The organism is Streptomyces sp. NPDC020898 (assembly GCF_044333925.1).
GTDB lineage: Bacteria > Actinomycetota > Actinomycetes > Streptomycetales > Streptomycetaceae > Streptomyces.
Genome location: NZ_JBIRRV010000010.1, coordinates 1 through 19,272 on the forward strand (window position 1 = coordinate 1; position 19,272 = coordinate 19,272).

The 19,272-nt window shown below is 70.8% G+C and carries 14 protein-coding genes and 1 pseudogene; 5 read left to right on the forward strand and 10 right to left on the reverse strand.

Annotated elements, in window-relative coordinates:
• Positions 1–118: 118 nt before the first annotated feature.
• A complete protein-coding gene (locus ACH4TV_RS28600) occupies positions 119–1,861 on the reverse strand; it encodes a PucR family transcriptional regulator (RefSeq protein WP_398403028.1) in 1,743 nt (580 codons plus the stop codon).
• 97 nt (positions 1,862–1,958) lie between these two features.
• A complete protein-coding gene (locus ACH4TV_RS28605) occupies positions 1,959–4,364 on the reverse strand; it encodes an ATP/GTP-binding protein (RefSeq protein WP_398403029.1) in 2,406 nt (801 codons plus the stop codon).
• Between the two features lie 265 nt (positions 4,365–4,629).
• Here ACH4TV_RS28605 and gabT point away from each other — a divergent pair, with 265 nt between their 5' ends.
• Entirely contained in the window at positions 4,630–5,964 is a 1,335-nt protein-coding gene (gene gabT / locus ACH4TV_RS28610) for a 4-aminobutyrate--2-oxoglutarate transaminase (protein ID WP_398403031.1), read from the forward strand.
• A 339-nt stretch (positions 5,965–6,303) separates the two neighbouring features.
• Positions 6,304–6,975: a phosphatase PAP2 family protein gene (locus ACH4TV_RS28615; RefSeq protein WP_398403033.1), complete on the forward strand. Its 672-nt coding sequence runs from the start codon at positions 6,304–6,306 to the stop codon at positions 6,973–6,975.
• 109 nt (positions 6,976–7,084) lie between these two features.
• On the opposite strand, the gene ACH4TV_RS28620 is transcribed toward ACH4TV_RS28615, so the two are convergent.
• The 7 genes from ACH4TV_RS28620 to ACH4TV_RS28650 form a co-directional block, all read right to left on the reverse strand.
• Complete coding sequence (locus tag ACH4TV_RS28620) at positions 7,085–7,537, reverse strand: hypothetical protein (protein WP_398403035.1); 453 nt, start codon at positions 7,535–7,537, stop codon at positions 7,085–7,087.
• 247 nt (positions 7,538–7,784) lie between these two features.
• Positions 7,785–9,203, reverse strand: a complete 1,419-nt coding sequence (locus ACH4TV_RS28625) for an NAD(P)/FAD-dependent oxidoreductase (protein WP_398403037.1) — start codon at positions 9,201–9,203, stop codon at positions 7,785–7,787.
• A gap of 29 nt (positions 9,204–9,232) precedes the next feature.
• Positions 9,233–10,045 (reverse strand): ABC transporter permease, encoded by an 813-nt coding sequence (locus tag ACH4TV_RS28630; protein ID WP_398403039.1) that lies wholly within the window; start codon positions 10,043–10,045, stop codon positions 9,233–9,235.
• Positions 10,046–10,972 (reverse strand): ABC transporter permease, encoded by a 927-nt coding sequence (locus ACH4TV_RS28635; RefSeq protein WP_398403041.1) that lies wholly within the window; start codon positions 10,970–10,972, stop codon positions 10,046–10,048. It abuts the gene before it with no gap.
• A complete protein-coding gene (locus tag ACH4TV_RS28640; RefSeq protein ID WP_398403042.1) occupies positions 10,972–12,138 on the reverse strand; it encodes an ABC transporter ATP-binding protein in 1,167 nt (388 codons plus the stop codon). Before ACH4TV_RS28640 ends, ACH4TV_RS28635 begins: the two co-directional genes overlap by 1 nt.
• An 88-nt stretch (positions 12,139–12,226) precedes the next feature.
• Complete coding sequence (locus ACH4TV_RS28645; RefSeq protein ID WP_398403044.1) at positions 12,227–13,474, reverse strand: spermidine/putrescine ABC transporter substrate-binding protein; 1,248 nt, start codon at positions 13,472–13,474, stop codon at positions 12,227–12,229.
• A gap of 58 nt (positions 13,475–13,532) precedes the next feature.
• Entirely contained in the window at positions 13,533–15,062 is a 1,530-nt protein-coding gene (locus ACH4TV_RS28650) for a gamma-aminobutyraldehyde dehydrogenase (protein WP_398403046.1), read from the reverse strand.
• Between the two features lie 177 nt (positions 15,063–15,239).
• On the opposite strand from ACH4TV_RS28650, the gene ACH4TV_RS28655 reads away from it, so the two are divergent.
• Complete coding sequence (locus tag ACH4TV_RS28655) at positions 15,240–15,851, forward strand: NADAR family protein (RefSeq protein WP_398403048.1); 612 nt, start codon at positions 15,240–15,242, stop codon at positions 15,849–15,851.
• 380 nt (positions 15,852–16,231) lie between these two features.
• On the opposite strand, the gene ACH4TV_RS28660 is transcribed toward ACH4TV_RS28655, so the two are convergent.
• Positions 16,232–17,161 carry a DUF4190 domain-containing protein gene (locus tag ACH4TV_RS28660; RefSeq protein WP_398403050.1) on the reverse strand — a complete coding sequence of 310 codons (930 nt, stop codon included), beginning with the start codon at positions 17,159–17,161 and terminating at the stop codon, positions 16,232–16,234.
• 225 nt (positions 17,162–17,386) lie between these two features.
• Here ACH4TV_RS28660 and ACH4TV_RS28665 point away from each other — a divergent pair.
• Both ACH4TV_RS28665 and ACH4TV_RS28670 read left to right on the forward strand, forming a co-directional pair.
• Positions 17,387–18,550 (forward strand): annotated as a pseudogene (locus ACH4TV_RS28665) (adenosine deaminase).
• Between the two features lie 37 nt (positions 18,551–18,587).
• Entirely contained in the window at positions 18,588–19,271 is a 684-nt protein-coding gene (locus ACH4TV_RS28670) for a glycerophosphodiester phosphodiesterase (RefSeq protein WP_398403052.1), read from the forward strand.
• Position 19,272: the final 1 nt, after the last annotated feature.

Genomic DNA, 19,272 nt, shown 5'->3' on the forward strand with positions numbered 1-19,272 from the left:
CGTCCGGCGTTTGAGGACAAGGCCCGTTCAGGGCCGGAGCAGGGGTCTGGGGGCGCAGCCCCCAGGGATGGGACGGGTAGGGGCGGCGGGGGCGAAACAACCCCACCCGCACCCCCACTCACTCCCCCGCCGCAGCCGTCGTCTTCAGCGCCAGCCACAGCTCCATCCGCATATCCGCATCGTCCAGTGACCGCCCCAGGATCTCCTCCACCCGCCGCATCCGGTACCGCAACGTATGCCGGTGCACACCGAGGTCCACCGCAGCCGCGTCCCACTGGCCGTGGCGCGAGAGCCACGCCCGCAACGACGCCACCAGATCCCCACGGCCGGTCGCGTCATGCTCGTACAGCGGACGCAGCAACCCGTCCGCGAACGCCCGCACCGCGTCGTCGGCCAGCAACGGCACCACCGACCCGGCGGCCAGCTGCTCGTGCTCCACCAGTACCCGCCCCCGCCGCCGGGCCACCGACAAGGCCTGCTCGGCCTGCTTGTACGCGGCCGCCGCGGCGATCGGCCCCGCCGGCCCCGACATCCCCACCACCAGCTCGTCCTCGTAGCCCGAAACGGAGCCACCAGAAGCACCGGCAGCACCAGATGCGGAGCGGGAGACCCTGCCCTGTCCCTGATCCCGCCCCTCCGCCCGCGCCGCCTCCAGGGCCGCCGCGAACTCCCCGCAGGCCCCCGCCGCCGCACCCCCGTCGACCGCGAGCACGACCAGCCGGTCCCCCTCCGGCACCACCAGCACCGCCTCCCCCGCCCGCGCGGCGGCCGATTCCAGGCACTCGGCGAGCCCGCCCAGCGGATCGCCGTTCGTGTCGGCGGCGACCAGCGCGCCGGCCGTCGGTTTCTCCACCGCTCCGGCCTCCCGCACCGCTCCCACCGGCGCCGTCGCCGACTCGGCGACGACGATCCGGAACGGTGCGTCGAGCAGCTCGCCGTACAGGTCCCCGGCGACAGCGCGCGCGTGGTCGGGTTCGCCGGCCAGCAGCATGCGCAGCACCGCCGCCCCGAGGCGCTGCTCGGCCGCCTGGAGGGAACGAGACCGCTCGGTCGTCAGAGTGAGCAGGGCGATGGCCGAGTGGAGGGCGTACCGCTCCGCCGTGCCCAGGGCGGCGGCCGTACCCACGGCCAGCGCGGCGCGCGGGCGGCGCCCGGTGCCGAGGGAGTGCAGCTCCACCCGGTCACGGCCCTCGACCCCGGCCCCGTCGTCGTCGCCGTCCTCCGCGCCCCCCACCACCGCACTCGCCGGCGCCGGCCGCTCCCGCAGCCGCTCCACATCGGCGGTGAGCAGCCCGGCGCGCCGTCCGGCCCACTCGGGCGCGGTGGCGACGACGGCGCCCGAGGCGTCGTACAGCGCGGCCCAGCCGTCGACCTGGGAGGCGAGCGCGGCGAGCAGCCCCTCGGGGCCGTGGCTCAGGGCCTGCCGGGTCAGCTCCCGCTGCGCCGCGAATCCGGCCGTGACCGCCCGGTACTGGTCGGCGGAGATGGCCGCGGAAACCGCCTTGCTGATGGCGAGGAAGGGCGTGCGGCGGGGGACTTCGAGGAGCGGAAGCCCCTCATGCTCAGCCGCTTCCACCAGCGCCTTCGGGATCTCCTCGTAGTTGACCCCGGCGGCGAAGCCGAGTCCGGCGACCCCTGCCCCGACCAGCCGCTTCACATAGCGCCGCATGGCCTCGGGGTCCTCCGCGTCCAGTTTGAGCGCGGTGATCAGGAGCAGTTCGCCGCCCTCCATGTAGGGGACGGGGTCGGCCAGTTCACTGGCGTGCACCCAGCGCACGGGTACGTCCAGGCGGTCCCCGCCCGCCCGCACGGTCAGCTTGAGCGTGGAGTGGTGGACGAGCGAGGCGAGCGTCGGGGGCATGAGGCCTTCAGGTCTGTGTGATCTCCGTGAACCTTTGGCCGTCATGTATGAACGGCCTGTGCCGATTCTGCCTCACCGTACGCATGACCGGCTCGGCTCAGCCCCGCAGGTTCACCAGCAGCGGCGGCGCGTGCTCGCCCTCCACCGTGGTCAGGGACAGCACGGCGTGACCCGGCGGCACCTCGTGCGCCAGTTCGGACGCCGACCAGCGCTCCCGTTCGACCGTACGTACGGTCACGGCGTCGGTCGTGACGGCCTTGCCGGTGACCAGCTTGCGCAGGGCGTGGATGGCCCGGGTCATCGGCTGGTCCGCGAAGACCGTGTGCTTGGCCACGTCCCGTGTCTCCACCCAGGCCGTGCCCCAGGCCTGGGCGAAACGGCCACCGTCCCAGGTCGTCACGCCGGAAAACGCCATCCGGCAGCCGACGGCACCGTACAGCGGCCCGTGCAGCGCCTCCGGGACGTCGCCGACGGTCCGCAGGGCGAGGACGACGCCCGCGTTCTGGGAGCGCAGCCGCTGGATACGGCGTACCGAACCGGCGGTGACCGTCCCGGTGGCGTCGTCGAGGACGAGACAGGCGAAGTGGGGGCGCCGCCCGTCGCGTACGACGGCGCAGAACTGGGCGAGAACGAGCCGCGTGATCAGCCGGGCGGCCTCTTCGTGGCCGTGCTCGGGCAGGTCGATGCGGACGCGCAGCGGGTACTGGGCGAGGGAGCGCAGGGAGAAGGGGCGCGCGGTGCCGCCCGCGCCGAAGAACCCGTCGAAGACGGGCCGGTTGAGCAGCGCGAGCCGGTCGGCGAGGGCCCGGCCGACGTCCGCGGGGCTCGCCGCCTGCCGGATGCGTACGTCGAGTTCGCGCCGCATGACGCTGAACTCCTCCCCGGCCAGGGCGTCGCGCAGGGCGGACAGCACCGCCGGTTCGCTCTCCAGCAGCTCCCTCAGCACCGGCAGGGCCGGGAAGCCGCCGTACGCCGCCCGGTACGGTCCGAGTACCTGGGCGAGCGCGGTGGCAGCGCTCTCGGTGCCGACGGTGTCGAGGTCACCGACCAGGGCCTCGGCGAGGAAGGCGGCCGCCTCGTCGGGGTCGTCGGAGTCGGCGTACGGGTCCAGGTCGTGGACCGAGTCGCGGTCCCCGATCCGTACGACGACGTCGAACGCCGAGTCGGCGGCGAGCGGCGTCCCCGGCGCGGAGACCGCGACGAAGGCGCCCTGTCCGGTGAGCGCCCGCAGGGCCAGCGCCTCGGTCACCGGTTCGATGAGCTGCCGTGTCTTGCCCGAGCCGGGCGGCCCGACCGCGAGCAACGAGGTGCCCAGCACCTCCGGCCCGAGCGCCGCCCCGGCGCCGTGATAGGCGAGCGGGGCCCGCTCCGCCGCCACCCACCGCCCGATGCGCACCTGCCCCGCGGACAGGTCGTGATGCGCGGTACGCCGGGCCAGGTCCCGTGCCCCGGAGGGGTGGACCCAGGCCGCCGCACCCTGCCGCAGCACGGTGTCCCGGAAGCCCGCGAGCAGCCCGTCCCGCCTGGCGAGCGTCCACGCGTGCTCGACCCGGGCACAGTCCACGTCGTTCATACGACCGCCGCTCACCTCGGCGGTGAGCAGCTCGGCGGCCTCGTACTGACCGGCCTCCCGGAGGTCGGGCCACTGTTCGCGGGGCCGGTCGGCGGGCGCGGGCCCGGTCGGCCCGGCGGCGGCCTTGCGCGCGGCGATGCGCTCCTTCACGTACGCCCACCAGCCACCGATCCGGGCGAACGGCCAGACGACGAGCAGGGTGATGACGGTGTAGAGGCCGACCTTGAAGACGGTCGACCCGAACACATCAAAGCCGCCGGAGACCAGCGCGACGAGGGCGACGACCGCGTCGACGATCGGCAGGGCGTCCCAGCCGACACCGGGAAAGGCGTTCGGGAACACGAAACTCAGCGTGACGAGAGCGCCGAGCGCCGCGAGCAGAGCGCGAGCGGGCTGAGGCCTGTGTCCGACGAAATGACGGGCGATGTCGGGCCAACTGCCCAGCCGTCCCATCCCGTACAGCAGTACGAGGAAGAAGACCCCGTTGTAGACGAGGACGGCCGCGTCGCCCTCCCACCCCTTGGGCGAGACCGTGCCGCCGTACCACCAGTCGTCCGGCGTGAACAGCTTCAGCAGCACCCACTGGTACGGCATCGCGCCCTGCCGCCACACGGACCACAGGAACAACCCCACGACGAGCGGCACCAGCAACCCGACGACAGTGACCGGGGAGAGCCGTTCCGCCGCCTGGGCGCGCTTCGGCAGCCGGTACCCGTACCGCCAGATCCCGGGCTTGGCCTCCGGCCGGACCTCGTTGAGCCACTCGCCGACAGAGACACGCGGCTGCCCGCTCCCCGGGCCCCCCTGCTCGACCGGCCGCGGCGCCCGCGCGGGCCGAGGCGGCACCGGGGGCACCCCCGGCGGCCCCGCCGGACGCGGCACAGGGTTCGCATGCGTACCCCGCGCGTCCTGCGTCCCGTCGCTGTCCATCGCCTTGCCCCCTGACCAGCCGTTCCGTCCGCCATCAGTCAACAACGGTCAATCTAACGCCCCCGTAAGGGGAGTTCACCGCTTACCGGGCCGACCTCGCAGGGCGGACCCTGCCGCGCACGGGACGTCCCTCTGTCCACCAAGGACAACGACACGCCTCCACCGCTCCCAAACGGTGCATGCCCGCCCCCACCGCCCAGGCCTAGCCTGCGGAGAAAGGTGCGGACAAAAGACCCGCCTCCGTCTCGCCCCCAGGAGCCCCCTCATGACCTCCCTCCCGCAGGAGCGCCGCCTCGTCACCGCCGTCCCCGGACCGAAGTCGCAGGAACTCCAGGCCCGACGCCTCGCCGCGGTCGCGGCCGGGGTGGGCTCGGTGCTCCCCATTTTCACCGCGCGCGCGGGCGGCGGGATCATCGAGGACGTCGACGGCAACCGGCTGATCGACTTCGGATCGGGTATCGCCGTCACGTCGGTCGGTGCGAGCGCCGAAGCCGTCGTACGCCGGGCGACGGCCCAGCTCGCCGACTTCACGCACACCTGTTTCATGGTCACGCCGTACGAGGGATACGTCGAGGTCGCCGAGGCGCTCGCCGAGCTGACGCCGGGCGATCACGCCAAGAAGAGCGCCCTTTTCAACAGCGGTGCCGAGGCCGTCGAGAACGCGGTGAAGATCGCGCGGGCGTACACCAAGCGGCAGGCCGTGGTCGTGTTCGACCACGGGTACCACGGGCGTACGAACCTCACCATGGCCCTCACCGCCAAGAACATGCCGTACAAGCACGGGTTCGGGCCGTTCGCGCCCGAGGTGTACCGCGTACCGGTGGCCTACGGCTACCGGTGGCCGACCGGGCCGGAGAACGCCGGTCCCGAGGCCGCCGCGCAGGCCGTCGACCAGATCAGCAAGCAGGTCGGGGCGGACAACGTCGCCGCGATCATCATCGAGCCGCTGCTCGGCGAGGGCGGCTTCATCGAACCGGCGAAGGGGTTCCTGCCGGCGATCCGCCAGTTCGCCGCCGACAACGGCATCGTCTTCGTCGCCGACGAGATCCAGTCCGGGTTCTGCCGTACGGGACAGTGGTTCGCGTGCGAGGACGAGGGCATCGTGCCCGATCTGATCACCACCGCGAAGGGCATCGCGGGCGGGCTGCCGCTCGCCGCCGTCACCGGGCGCGCCGAGATCATGGACGCCGCGCACGCGGGCGGCCTCGGTGGAACGTACGGCGGAAACCCGGTCGCCTGTGCGGGTGCGCTCGGCTCGATCGAGACCATGAAGGAACTCGACCTCAACGCCCGCGCCAGGCACATCGAGTCCGTCATGAAGGCGCGGCTGTCCGCCATGGCCGAGAAGTACGAGGTCATCGGTGACATCCGCGGGCGCGGCGCCATGATCGCCATCGAACTGGTCAAGGACCGCACCACCAAGGAGCCCCACCCGGAGGCGACCGCCGCGCTCGCCAAGGCCTGCCATCAGGAGGGTCTGGTGGTCCTTACCTGTGGCACCTACGGCAACGTCCTCCGCTTCCTGCCTCCGCTCGTCATCGGCGAGGACCTCCTGAGCGAGGGCCTCGACATCATCGAGCAGGCCTTCACCAGCATCTGACGTACGCCCGGCCCTCCGCCGCCCGTACGCGCCCCTCGTTCGTACCAGCCGACCGGTTCGGATTCCGCTTTTTTCCGGGCCTGTGCGGGCACCGTCAGAGCGTGTGAAGAAGGTGTGCGAGGTGGATGGCGGGATGCCGTTCGGCCTGTCTCCGCCCCCTCCCCTGCCGTAGGTTCTCTCCAGATGAGAGATACACCCCGCCCTCAGGAAACTGTGGGTGGTGCCTGGTCGGGGCCTCCCCAGCTTCGATCCGGTCGTGCCCTCGCGCACACAACCGGAGCTTCCGGCTCCGGGTCTCCTCACCGATCGGACAGTCGCCCGCCCCAAACCCCCCGGGGCGTGCGACGATCCGATCTGATCGGCCATCCCGAAGCTACCCCCCCTGCCTCGGGATGGCCGACCTCTCGGAATCTCCTCGCGGTCCTGACCCTCGCGGTCCTCCTCTTCGCGCTGATCACCTGGCAGGTCGCCGTCCACGGCCCCCTCGCCCGCGCGGACGAACGCCTCAGCGACTCCCTGGTCCACCCGGCCCGCGGCTGGGAACTCCTCGCCGACCTCGGCAACATCACGGTCGCCGTTCCCGTCCTGCTGGTCGCCTCGGTGTACGTCGGTCTGCGGGCGCGTCGGGCGGGCACGGAGCGCTGGTGGCGGGAACCGGTCGGCGCGGGCCTGCTGATGGCGGCCGTACCGGCGATCGTCGTCCCGATAAAGGAGCTCGTCGCCCGGTCCGGGCCGCCGGTCATGGGCCCCGGCACCGGGTTCTACCCCTCCGGCCACACCGCGACGGCCGTCGTCGCCTATGGCTCCGCCACGCTGCTGTTGCTGCCGTGGCTGCGTCGTACGTACGCCCGTCGACTCCTCTTGACCAGCTGCCTCGCTCTCAATGCCGCCGTCGCGGTCGGACTCGTCGTCCGCGGCTTCCACTGGCCGCTGGACGTGGTGGCGAGCTGGTGTCTGTGCGCTGCGCTGCTGATTCTGCCGCGGCTCCTCCGCCGTCGCCGGGCCCGCTGACCGAGCGGCACACCTGAGCACCACGTGCCCACCGTTCGCGTCGACCGCACGGACGGCCGACGAGAGCGTGGTCACGCGGAGATCGTGGGAACCGCGAGATTCTCGGACATCACCTGTCTTCGTCGGTCGCCAGACCCGCCGCCGCCTCGTGCATGGCCAGTTCGAGGAGTGCCGGGTCCGTGAGGGTGCCGGAGCCGTCCGGCGGGATCAGCCAGCGGACGCCTCCGGTGGAGCGGCCCGGATACGGCACGACGATCCAGGTGCCGCTCCCCGCCGACCGCACCCCCGTGCCCAGCCACCTGGCCGCGGTGCCCGGCGGCACGAAGAACCCCATCCGGGAGTCGCCGAAGTCGACGAGTACCGGACCGAGCTGGTCGATGACGCGGGTGAGGACATCGAGGGTGGGATAGCCGAGTTCACCCGGCAGGATCAGTACGTCCCAGGCCCTGCCGGCCGGCAGCAGCGCGATCCCGAGGGGATTGCGCTCCCATTCCCAGCGGCAGGCCTCGGGGTCCGGAGCAACGGACGCCAGCCACTCGACCGCCGTTTTCGCCCCAGTCATGAGGGGTCCTCCCTTTCGCTCGTGAACGCTGGTCGCGTTCACGAGAGAGAGGGCAGTTCCCTCGGGGCATTACGCGGGTTCCGCTACTTCTTGGCAGTGAATCAGGTCACGATCATTGAGCTGGCGTACGCCGTGGATCACTACGGCGCCTCACGCGCCCTGTAAGGGGCGCGGGGCTGTATCGATCTTGCGGCTCCGCCGCGGGGCGCGACCAGCCCCCACCAGCCCGCAGCGAACATACAAGCTGCTAACTGTCGAATCCCAACCCGAACTGATCCATCGCCCTCAGCCACAGGTTCCGGCGACCCCCGTTCGCATCGGCCCGCGCCAACGACCACTTCGTCAGCGCGATCCCCGTCCACGCGAACGGCTCCGGAGGAAAAGGCAGCGGCTTCTTGCGGACCATCGCCAGCGACGTTCGCTCCGTGCGTTCCCCCGCCAGCAGGTCCAGCATCACGTCCGCACCGAAGCGGGTGGCGCCGACGCCGAGGCCGGTGTACCCCGCCGCGTATGACACCCGGCCCCCGTGCGCGGTGCCGAAGAACGCCGAGAAGCGCGAACAGGTGTCGATCGCGCCGCCCCACGCGTGGGTGAAGCGGACGCCCTCCAGCTGGGGGAAGCAGGTGAAGAAGTGGCCGGCCAGCTTGGCGTAGGTCTCCGGGCGGTCGTCGTACTCGGCGCGCACCCGGCCGCCGTACGGATAGATCGCGTCGTAGCCGCCCCAGAGGATGCGGTTGTCGGCGCTCAGCCGGAAGTAGTGGAACTGGTTGGCGCTGTCCCCGAGGCCCTGGCGGTTGCGCCAGCCGATGTCGGCGAGCTGCGCCTCGCTCAGCGGTTCGGTCATCAGCGCGTAGTCGTAGACGGGGACGGTGTACGCCCGTACCCGCTTCACCAGGCTCGGGAAGATGTTCGTACCGAGCGCGATCCGGCGGGCGCGGATCGAGCCGTAGGGGGTGCGTACGGCCATTCCGGCACCGTACGGCCGCAGGGTGAGGGCGGGGGTGTGCTCGTAGACGCGGACGCCCAGGCGCAGGCAGGCCCTTTTCAGACCCCAGGCCAGTTTCGCCGGGTTGAGCAGCGCGACGCCGGTGCGGTCGTGCAGGCCGGCCAGGAAGGTGGGGGACGCGACCTGGTCCCGTACCGCCTCGGTGTCGAGGAACTCGGTGCCGGTCGCGAGGCCCTTGTCCGTCGACTCCTCGTGCCAGGCGCGGAGTTCGGCGGCCTGGTGCGGTTCGGTGGCGACGTCGATCTCACCGGTGCGTTCGAAGTCGCAGTCGAGGGAGTGCCGGGCGACCGACTTCTCGATCTCGTCCAGGTTCCGGGCGCCGAGTTCCTCAAGCCGGTGGATCTCTTCCGGCCAGCGGGCGAGGCCGTTGGCCAGGCCGTGGGTGAGGGAGGCCGCGCAGAAGCCGCCGTTGCGGCCGGAGGCGGCCCAGCCCACCTCGCGGCCCTCGACGAGTACGACGTCGCGTTGCGGGTCGCGCTCCTTGGCGATCAGCGCGGTCCACAGTCCGCTGTAGCCGCCGCCCACCACCAGCAGGTCGCAGTTCTCGGCGCCGGTGAGGGCGGGTTCGGGGCGCGGCTTGGCGGGGTCGTCCAGCCAGTACGCGCCCGGCTGGGCTTCGGAAAGAGACCTGGTCCACATGCTCATGGCGCTCGGGGCCATGATGTCAACTCCCTACAGGGTTTATCCGGTTATGCCTTTTGCCTGTTGCGGCGATTACCGATGACCATTCCGGTCAGCACGAACAGTACGGCGACAAGGAACATGGCCGTGCCGATGACATTGATCTGAACGGGCGTTCCGCGCTGTGCCGAGCCCCAGACGAACATGGGGAAGGTGACGGTCGATCCCGCGTTGAAATTGGTGATGATGAAATCGTCGAAGGAGAGCGCGAAGGCGAGCAGCGCGCCCGCGACGATCCCGGGGGCCGCGATGGGCAGCGTGACGCGGACGAAGGTCTGGATCGGCCCCGCGTAGAGGTCCCGGGCGGCCTCCTCCAGTCGCGGGTCCATCGACATCACGCGGGCCTTCACGGCGACGACGACGAAGCTGAGGCAGAACATGATGTGGGCGATCAGGATGGTCCAGAAGCCCAACTGGGCGCCCAGGTTGAGGAACAGGGTGAGCAGCGAGGCCGCCATGACGACCTCGGGCATCGCCATGGGGAGGAAGATCAGGGAGTTGACGGCCCCCCGCGCGCGGAAGCGGTACCGCACCAGCGCGAAGGCGATCATCGTGCCCAGGACGGTCGCTCCGATGGTCGCCCAGAAGGCGATCCGGAGGCTGAGCGAGAGCGAGCCGCACAGGCCGGCGACCCCGCAGGGATCGCGCCAGGCGTCCGTCGAGAACTGCTGCCACGCGTAATTGAAGCGGCCCTTCGGCTTGTTGAAGGAGAACACCGTGACAACGACGTTCGGGAGCAGCAGATAGCCGAGGGTGACGAGTCCCGCGATGACTACGAAATGGCTTTTGAGCCAGCGTCCGATCGAATTCACGAAGGCCATTTAAACCAGGTCCTCCGTCCCGGACTTACGGATGTACAGGGTGACCATGACGAGGATCGCCGCCATGAGAATGAAGGAGAGGGCGGCGGCCGTCGGATAGTCGAGGATGCGCAGGAACTGCGTCTGGATGACGTTTCCGATCATGCGGGTGTCCGTCGAGCCGAGCAGATCGGCGTTGACGTAGTCGCCGCTCGCCGGGATGAACGTGAGGAGCGTGCCCGAGACGACACCCGGCATCGACAGCGGGAAGGTGACCTTGCGGAAGGTCGTGAACGGCCTGGCGTACAGGTCGCCGGCCGCCTCGTGCAGCCGTCCGTCGATGCGCTCGAGTGAGGTGTAGAGCGGAAGGATCATGAACGGGAGGAAGTTGTACGTCAGACCGCACACCACCGCGAGCGGCGTGGCCAGTACCCGGTCGCCCGCCGTGATGCCGAGCCAGCTGGTGACGTCCAGGACGTGCAGCGAGTTGAGGGCGCCGACGACCGGGCCGCCGTCCGCGAGGATCGTCTTCCAGGCGAGCGTACGGATCAGGAAGCTGGTGAAGAACGGCGCGATGACCAGGATCATGATCAGGTTGCGCCAGCGTCCCGCGCGGAACGCGATCAGATACGCCAGCGGATAGCCGAGGACCAGGCACAGAATCGTCGCGGCACCGGCGTACAGCACCGAGCGCAGGAACTGCGGCCAGTAGCCGGACAGCGCGTCCCAGTAGGTCGCGAAGTGCCAGGTGACCTTGTAGCCCTCCTCCAGGGAGCCCGTCTGCACGGACGTGGAGGCCTGGTAGACCATCGGCAGCGCGAAGAACACGAACAGCCAGAGCAGGCCGGGCAGGAGCAGCCAGTACGGCGTCCAGCGGCCCCTCCTGCGCGAGGGCTTCCGGGTCGGGGCGGGCGCCAGAGGGGGCGCCTCGGGAGCGACGGTGGCCATCAGGCGGCCGCCTCCTCGTCGACCGTCTCGACTCCGGCGTCGATGTCCTGGTCCGCGTCCAGCCCGAAGGTGTGCGCCGGGTTCCAGTGCAGGACGACGTCGGCGCCGGGGGTCAGCCGGGCGTCGCGGTCGATGTTCTGGACGTACACCTCGAACTCGGGACAGACGGGGCTGTCGACGACGTACTGCGTGGAGACGCCGATGAAGCTGCTGTCGGCGATCTTGCCGGTGATGCGGTTGCGGCCGGCCGGGATGTCGCCGGCGTCGTCCGCGTGCGTGAGGGAGATCTTCTCGGGGCGGACCCCGACCAGCACCTTCCCGCCCGTCCTGGTCGGCGCGGAACAGCGCGCCTCGGGGAGCAGGAGCTTGCCGCCGCCCGCCTTGAGGACGATCTCGTCGCCGCTCTTGGAGTCCACCTCGGCCTCGATGAGGTTGGAGGTGCCGAGGAAGTTGGCGACGAAGGTGGTGTGCGGGTTCTCGTAGAGGTCGGCGGGCGACCCGAGCTGCTCGACCCGGCCCCCGTTCATCACGGCGACCGTGTCGGCCATCGTCATGGCCTCCTCCTGGTCGTGCGTGACATGGACGAACGTGATGCCGACCTCGGTCTGGATGCGCTTCAGCTCCAGCTGCATCTGGCGCCGCAGTTTGAGGTCGAGGGCGCCGAGCGGCTCGTCGAGGAGCAGCACCCTGGGGGTGTTGATCAGCGCGCGGGCCACGGCGACGCGCTGCTGCTGGCCGCCGGAGAGCTGGTGCGGCTTCTTGCGCGCCTGCTCGCCCAGCTGCACGAGCTCCAGCATGTCCCCGACCTGCTTCTTCACGCTCTTGATGCCGCGCCGGCGCAGACCGAAGGCGACGTTCTCGAAGATGTCCAGGTGCGGGAAGAGGGCGTAGGACTGGAAGACCGTGTTCACCGGCCGCTTGTAGGGCGGCAGGTTCGTGACCTCCTGGTCGCCGAGGAAGACGGTGCCGGAGGAAGGTTCCTCCAGGCCCGCGATCATCCGCAGGGTGGTCGTCTTCCCGCAGCCGGAGGCGCCGAGCAGAGCGAAGAAGGAGCCCTGCGGGACGGTGAGGTCGAGGGGGTGTACGGCGGTGAAGGAGCCGTAGTTCTTGCTGATCCCGGAGAGACGGACGTCGCCGCCGTGGTCTGTGCGGTCTGTGCTGGTCATGGTGTGGGTCCCTGGGGAGAGTCGGAGGGGCTGTCGCGAGGCCGTGGGCAGGCGTTCCGCAGGGCAGCGGCGGAGCGGAACGATTCGGCTACGCGCCGGTGAGCTTGGCGAACTGGCCCTCGTAGGCCGTCTCTTCCTTCTGGCTCAGCGACCTGAACGCCCGGGACTTCGCGGCCATCGCCGCGTCCGGAATGATCAGCGGGTTGTCCGCCGCCGACTCGTCGATCTTCGCGAGGTAGGGCTTCACTCCGTCGACGGGACACACGTAGTTGATGTAGGCGGCCAGTTGGGCGGCCGGTTCGGGCTCGTAGTAGTAGTCCATGAGCCGCTCGGCGTTCGTCTTGTGGCGGGCCTTGTTGGGGATCAGCATGTTGTCGCTCGACGTCATGTAGCCGCTGTCCGGGATGACGAAGTCGATGTCCGGGCTGTCCGCCTTGAGCTGGACCACGTCCCCGGCCCAGGCGATACAGGCCGCGAAGTCGCCGGATGTGAGGTCCGCGGTGTAGTCGTTGCCGGAGAAGCGCCGGATCTGGCCCTTGTCGACGGCCTTCTGAAGGCGGGCGATCGCCGCGTCGTAGTCGTCGTCGGTGAACTTCGCCGGGTCCTTGCCCATGTCGAGCAGGGTCATGCCGATGCTGTCGCGCATCTCGGAGAGGAACCCGACGCGCCCCTTCAGCTTGGGGTTGTCGAGCATGTCGGAGACCGACTTCACCTCGACGCCGTCGAGCGCCTTCTTGTTGTAGGCGATGACCGTCGAGATGCCCTGCCAGGGATACGAGTAGGCGCGGCCCGGGTCCCAGTCGGGGGTACGGAACTGCTGCGACAGGTTCGCGTAGGCGTGCGGGAGGTTCGACGGGTCCAGTCTCTGGACCCACCCGAGGCGGATCAGCCGGGCGGCCAGCCAGTCGGTGAGGACGATGATGTCCCGGCCGGTGTCCTGGCCCGCCGCGAGCTGCGGCTTGATCTTGCCGAAGAACTCGACGTTGTCGTTGATGTCCTCGGTGTACTTGACCTTGATGCCGGTCCGCTCGGTGAACGCGTCGAGCGTCGGATGGTGCTTCTCGCTCTCGTCGACGTCCATGTACTCGGTCCAGTTGGAGAAGTTGACGGTCTTCTCCTTGGCCGAGTGGTCGTCCGCGGAGACGCCGCCCGCGGTCTTGCCGGCCGCGGGGATACCGCAGCCGGTCAGCGCGCCGAGGCCGCCGGCCACGAGCGCGCCGCCCGCGGAGGCGCGCAGCAGCGACCGGCGCGTCAGGGCGGCCCTGCCACTTCGGAAGCTGCGCCGCATGGCGGCCAACTGGGCCGGGGAAAGGCGGTCGGGCTCGTACTTCTCCATGCGCGTGATGCCCTTTCGGGAGGGTGTGCGGCCGCTGGTCGGTCGGCCTGTGGTCCTGTCAGCGGTCCCCGAAGATCGTGCGGTGCCAGTCCTTCCGGGCAACCGCAGTGTTGTCGAACATGACGTGCTTGATCTGCGTGTACTCCTCGAACGAGTACGCAGACATGTCCTTGCCGAAGCCGGACGCCTTGTATCCCCCGTGGGGCATCTCACTGATGATCGGAATGTGGTCGTTGACCCACACACAGCCCGCCTTGATCTCGCGGGTGGCGCGGTTCGCCCGGTAGACGTCCCGGCTCCAGGCGGAGGCCGCGAGCCCGTAGGGCGTGTCGTTGGCGAGCCGGATGCCCTCGTCGTCGCTGTCGAAGGGCAGTACGACAAGTACCGGGCCGAAGATCTCGGACTGGACGATCTCGCTGTCCTGGGCGGCGTCGGCGACCAGGGTGGGCCGGTAGTAGGCGCCGTTCTTCAGCTCCCCCTGGGGAGCCTCGCCGCCGGTCACCACGCGCGCGTAGGCACGCGCCCGTTCGACGAAACCGGCGACCCGGTCGCGCTGCGCGTGCGAGATGAGCGGCCCGAGGTCGGTGCCCGCGGCGAACGGATCACCGAGCCGGACGCTCTCCATGAGGGCGGCCGTTCTCGCGACGAACTCCTCGTACAGCGGCCGTTGCACGTACGCGCGCGTGGCGGCCGTGCAGTCCTGCCCGGTGTTGATGAGGGCGCCCGCGACAGCGCCGTTGACGGCCGCGTCGAGATCGGCGTCGTCGAAGACGACAAAGGGCGCCTTTCCGCCCAGCTCCAGGTGGAGCCGCTTGACGGTGGCGGCGGCCGTGGCGACCTCGGAGACGCGTTTGCCTACGGCGGTGGACCCGGTGAACGACGTCATGGCGACATCGGGATGCCCGACGAGACGCTCACCGGCCACCACCCCGGTCCCCGTGACGATATTGACGACCCCGTCGGGAATCCCGGCCACGGTGGCCGCCTCGGCGAAGAGGAGGGAGGTCAGCGGGGTGAGTTCGGCGGGCTTGAGCACGATCGTGTTGCCGGCCGCGATCGCCGGAAGGATCTTCCAGGCGGCCATCTGGAGGGGGTAGTTCCAGGGCGCGATGGAGCCGACGACCCCGAGGGGTTCCCGGCGGACGTACGAGGTGTGGTCGCCGGAGTACTCCCCGGCCGACTGCCCCTGCAGGTGCCGGGCGGCGCCGGCGAAGAACGCGGTGTTGTCGATCGTGCCCGGCACGTCGAACTCGCGGGTCAGTTTGAGCGGCTTGCCGCACTGGAGGGACTCGGCGCGGGCGAATTCCTCGGCGCGCTCGGCGAGGACGGCCGCGAAGCGGTGCAGCGCGTCGGAACGCTCGCCCGGGGTGGCTCCGGCCCAGCCCGGGAACGCCTCGCGGGCGGCGGCGACAGCGGCGTCCACGTCGTCACGGCCGGCCAGCTCGTACGTGTAGACCTCGTCGCCGGTGGCGGGGTCGACGACGGCGTGCGTACGGCCGGAGGTGCCGTGGGCCGGGCGGCCCGCGATGTACTGCGCGCCGGCCGCGAGGCGCTCCTCGGCCGGGAAGCGATGGCCCGGATTGTGCATGTCGGTCTCCTCCGTCGCCCTGCCCGTGCTGCGGATGTCAACGTAGCTTCAGGTCGATTTGAGTGCCGATCCTGACAGAACAGGGTGACTCCAACAAGTGATTCCGTTGTTGCCTTTTGGTTACGCGACGGAATCTGTCGACCAGGTGTCGAGCCGGACGGGAAAAGGCAGGACGCGATGTCAGTGGTGGATGCCAGACTCGCGTGCATGGGGAAAATCATGGGGAAGTCGGGGCAGATCGACTCATTCGAGACTCTGACCAGGGAAGTCCGTGCGGGGGCGAAGGTCAAGTACCTGCACTTCTGGGGACACCGGCCATTTCCGGACGGCCGGGTGGGGGCGAGCTGTCTCAGCCAGTGGTGGCCGTCCGCGTTCTCGGTCGCGGGGGTGGAGTACGCGACGGCCGAGCACTGGATGATGGCCGCCAAGGCCCGCCTGTTCGAGGACGCGGAGGCGGAACTCCGGGCGGTCACCGCGCCGAACCCGGCGCTGGCCAAGAAGGCCGGGCGGCTCGTGCGCGGCTTCGACGAGGCCGTATGGGAGCGCGAGCGGTTCGGCATCGTGGTCGAGGGCAGCGTCCACAAGTTCGCCGCCCATGCGGACCTGCGGGGGTTTCTGCTGGGCACGGGTGACCGGGTGCTGGTGGAGGCGAGTCCCATGGACCGCGTGTGGGGCATCGGCCTCGCCGCGGACGACGAGGCGGCGATGGATCCCGCGCGGTGGCGGGGGCCGAACCTGCTGGGGTTCGCGCTGATGGTGGCGCGGGAGCGGTTGCGCTCCGCTGGGTAGGCGGTTCTTTGACTGCGGGCCGGTGGGGGCTCGCGCCCCGTGGCGGAGCCGCAAGATCGATACGGCCCCGCGCCCCTTCGGGCGCGCCCTGCCCGCCTGCGGAGCGCCTAGGACCTGTCCGGCCGATCAGGTCGCAGGAAAGGGGCGGGACCTTGGAGCGCCGGTGAGCGGGGGGATGGGGTCCCCCCGCGCGAGCGCAGCCGAGCGTGGGGGAGTCGGCAACCGACGACAACGCGGCAGATGTGCGCCCGCCGCGCAGCGGCTGATGTCACGGCCACCCCGCGTCTGCGGCATGATCGGCCGTCCTAGGCCTGCTGGTGAGGCCGCGCGGCCAGGGTGAGAAAGGTGGGGCAGTCGTCCACGGAGCTCGAATCGCTGTCCTATGGGTACATGATGACGAGCACGCCGAACACCGTGGCGATGACGATGCCGACGGCACCGCAGATGATCCCGGCCAGCGCCTGGCCCGCGTTGGTCGCCTGGCCTCGGCGGACCTTCCCACGGCCGATCATGCCGAAGATCACGGCGAGGATGCCCAGGATGATCGCCACCGGCCAGATGCAGAAGAGCACGGGCGCGATGATGCCGACCACTAGGGCTGCGGTACCCATCCCGTTGCTCGGCTGGGGTGCCACGGGGGCCCAGCCGTAGCCGGGGCCGCCGTTGTACATCGGGGGTGCGGGATACCCGGGGCCCGGTCCTGCGTATCCGGATTGCGGCGGGGCGCCCCAGGCCGGGCCCGAGCTCTGGCCCGGGTAGCTGTACGGGGACTGTCCAGGACCGTCGGGGGCTATCGGCGGCGGGGGCACGGGCTCGCCGGGAGCGGCGGGCTGGGCGAAGGAGGCGTGCGAGGCGGGGGGTGCGAAGGGGTTGTCCTGCGGGGTGCCGGGCGCGGAACCGCCCGGCGGGGCAAAGGGGTTGGCCCAGGGCTGGGCGCTCGCCGGGGGCGGGCCGGCCGCCGGCATCGAGGTCGCCGTCGGGTGAGTGTGGACGGAGGGGGGCGGTGGCGTCGTACCGCTGTTGCTCCAGAACACCGTGTTGCCGGGGCCGCCGGTCCTTGTGCGGGGGCCCGGGGCATCGTCTGCCGGGGGCGCCCAGGGATCGAACTCGGGGCTCACCTCGGGGCCGGGCGCGGCACCGGAACCTGCCGTGCTGCCGGAGCCGGAGCCTGAGTCGGCCGGGGCCTTGTCCAGCGGGACCCGCGCCGGCGTGCCGTTCGCGGGGCCCTCACCGACGGCCTCTCCCCCGGAAGTCGCCCCCTCCGCAGGGAGGTTCTCCGGTGAGTGCGGCGGCGGCACGGCGTCGGACATGCGTGGGGTCCCCTCGTTCGAACGTTCCGTCATGCTACGGCCCAGGATCAGGGGGCGCGGGGGTACCTCGGCATCCCTGGCTGCCGCGTCCGCCCGCCCCGCCGTGTCGACCCCGCCCCGTCGCCTGCCCGCCGCATCCGCACTCTCGTCGCCCGCCATTTCCGCCCTGTCCCGCCGCCCGCCGCCGGACGCCCGCCGTGGAACGGAATCCGCGGGCGTCCCCCCGTGTGCCCGGCCTACGATGATCCCGAGTCATCGATCAGCCGATCACCCGCGCTCCGCCGACCGCAGGTCCGGGGCGCCGTTCCCGGGGAGGAACCCTTGACCGACCATCACCACCAGCGTGCCGCAGCCGGCGTCCGTGACCCGCACGCCTTCATCGCCGGGCTGCCCAAGGCCGAACTGCACGTCCATCACGTCGGCTCCGCCTCTCCCCGGATCGTCTCGCAGCTGGCCGCGCGTCACCCCGACTCCAAGGTGCCCACCGACCCCGAGGCCCTGGCCGACTTCTTCACGTTCACGGACTTCGCCCACTTCATCGACGTGTACCTGTCCGTGGTCGACCTCATCCGCACCCCGGAGGACGTCCGGCTGCTGACGTACGAGGTGGCCCGGGACCTGGCCCGGCAGCAGGTGCGGTACGCCGAGCTGACCATCACCCCGTTCTCCTCCACCCGGCGCGGCATCGACGAGCGCGCCTTCATGGACGCGATCGAGGACGCCCGCAAGACGGCCGAGGCCGAGTTCGGGACCGTACTGCGCTGGTGCTTCGACATCCCGGGCGAGGCCGGGCTCGAATCCGCCGAGGAGACCGTGCGGTTCGCCACCGACGACCGGCTGCGCCCGGAGGGGCTCGTCTCGTTCGGGCTCGGCGGGCCCGAGATCGGCGTACCCAGGCCGCAGTTCAAGCCGTACTTCGACCAGGCGATCGCCGCCGGACTGCGGTCCGTGCCGCACGCCGGCGAGACCACCGGCCCGGAGACGGTCTGGGACGCGCTGCGCGACCTGCGCGCCGAGCGCATCGGGCACGGCACGAGTTCCGCCCAGGACCCCGCGCTCCTCGCGCACCTCGCCGAGCAGCGCATCGCCCTGGAGGTCTGCCCGACCTCCAACATCGCCACGCGCGCGGTCCGCACGCTCGACGAGCACCCCCTCAGGGAGTTCGTGCAGGCCGGGGTGCTCGTCACGATCAACTCCGACGACCCGCCGATGTTCGGCACCGACCTCAACAACGAGTACGCGGTCGCCGCCCGCCTCCTCGACCTCGACGAACAGGGCCTCGCCGACCTCGCCAAGAACGCCGTCGAGGCCTCCTTCCTGGACCCGGCCGGCAAGGCCCGGCTGGTCGCCGAGATCGACACGTACACCTCGGCGTGGCTCACCCCCTGAGGAACATCACCAACCCCCACCCCAGCACAATGGACCCATGCAGAACGTGACCGCCGTGGCCCATCGCGGCGACCCCTACCGCATCCGCGAGAACACGATCGACTCGCTGCGTTCCGCGCTCGAACAGGGCGCGGACGCGGTCGAGATCGACGTACGGCTCACCCGTGACGGCGTGCCCGTACTGCTGCACGACGCGACGCTGAAGCGGTTGTGGGTACAGGAACGGCCGCTGACCGGGCTGTCGGCGGCCGAGGTGCGCGGGCTGACAGAGGGAGGGGTGCCGACGCTCGCGGAGGCGCTGGCCGTGACCGAGGGCAGCCGGGTGATGATCGATCTGCCGGGTACGCCCGACGCGCGGGCGGTGCGCCGGGTGGTGGACCTGGTCCGGGAGTGCGCCGCGGACGACCGCGTGTACTACTGCGCGGACGCCCCGGCGATGCTCGCCGTGCGCGCGGCCGACCCCTCCGCCGAGATCGCCCTGACCTGGAAGAGCACCGCGCCGCCACGCCCGGCCCTGCTGGCCGCGCTGCGTCCGCGCTGGCTCAACTACCGCTTCGGTCTTGTCGACCGGGGGCTCACGGCACGGGTGCACCGGGACGGCTACCTGCTGTCGGTGTGGACCCCGGACACCCGTCGTTCCATGCGGCGGCTGCTCGACGTCGGCGTCGACTCGATCACCACGAACCGGATCGACGCGTTGTGCGCGCTGCGCAAGGGCTGAC

What these genes read in the sequence shown, in the direction of transcription:
- ACH4TV_RS28600 (WP_398403028.1), bottom strand. Translation starts at nt 1,861, where the DNA reads ATGCCCCCGACGCTCGCCTCGCTCGTCCACCACTCCACGCTCAAGCTG.
- ACH4TV_RS28605 (WP_398403029.1), bottom strand. Translation starts at nt 4,364, where the DNA reads ATGGACAGCGACGGGACGCAGGACGCGCGGGGTACGCATGCGAACCCT.
- gabT (WP_398403031.1), top strand. Translation starts at nt 4,630, where the DNA reads ATGACCTCCCTCCCGCAGGAGCGCCGCCTCGTCACCGCCGTCCCCGGA.
- ACH4TV_RS28620 (WP_398403035.1), bottom strand. Translation starts at nt 7,537, where the DNA reads ATGACTGGGGCGAAAACGGCGGTCGAGTGGCTGGCGTCCGTTGCTCCG.
- ACH4TV_RS28625 (WP_398403037.1), bottom strand. Translation starts at nt 9,203, where the DNA reads ATGGCCCCGAGCGCCATGAGCATGTGGACCAGGTCTCTTTCCGAAGCC.
- ACH4TV_RS28630 (WP_398403039.1), bottom strand. Translation starts at nt 10,045, where the DNA reads ATGGCCTTCGTGAATTCGATCGGACGCTGGCTCAAAAGCCATTTCGTA.
- ACH4TV_RS28635 (WP_398403041.1), bottom strand. Translation starts at nt 10,972, where the DNA reads ATGGCCACCGTCGCTCCCGAGGCGCCCCCTCTGGCGCCCGCCCCGACC.
- ACH4TV_RS28640 (WP_398403042.1), bottom strand. Translation starts at nt 12,138, where the DNA reads ATGACCAGCACAGACCGCACAGACCACGGCGGCGACGTCCGTCTCTCC.
- ACH4TV_RS28645 (WP_398403044.1), bottom strand. Translation starts at nt 13,474, where the DNA reads ATGGAGAAGTACGAGCCCGACCGCCTTTCCCCGGCCCAGTTGGCCGCC.
- ACH4TV_RS28650 (WP_398403046.1), bottom strand. Translation starts at nt 15,062, where the DNA reads ATGCACAATCCGGGCCATCGCTTCCCGGCCGAGGAGCGCCTCGCGGCC.
- ACH4TV_RS28655 (WP_398403048.1), top strand. Translation starts at nt 15,240, where the DNA reads ATGTCAGTGGTGGATGCCAGACTCGCGTGCATGGGGAAAATCATGGGG.
- ACH4TV_RS28660 (WP_398403050.1), bottom strand. Translation starts at nt 17,161, where the DNA reads ATGTCCGACGCCGTGCCGCCGCCGCACTCACCGGAGAACCTCCCTGCG.
- ACH4TV_RS28670 (WP_398403052.1), top strand. Translation starts at nt 18,588, where the DNA reads ATGCAGAACGTGACCGCCGTGGCCCATCGCGGCGACCCCTACCGCATC.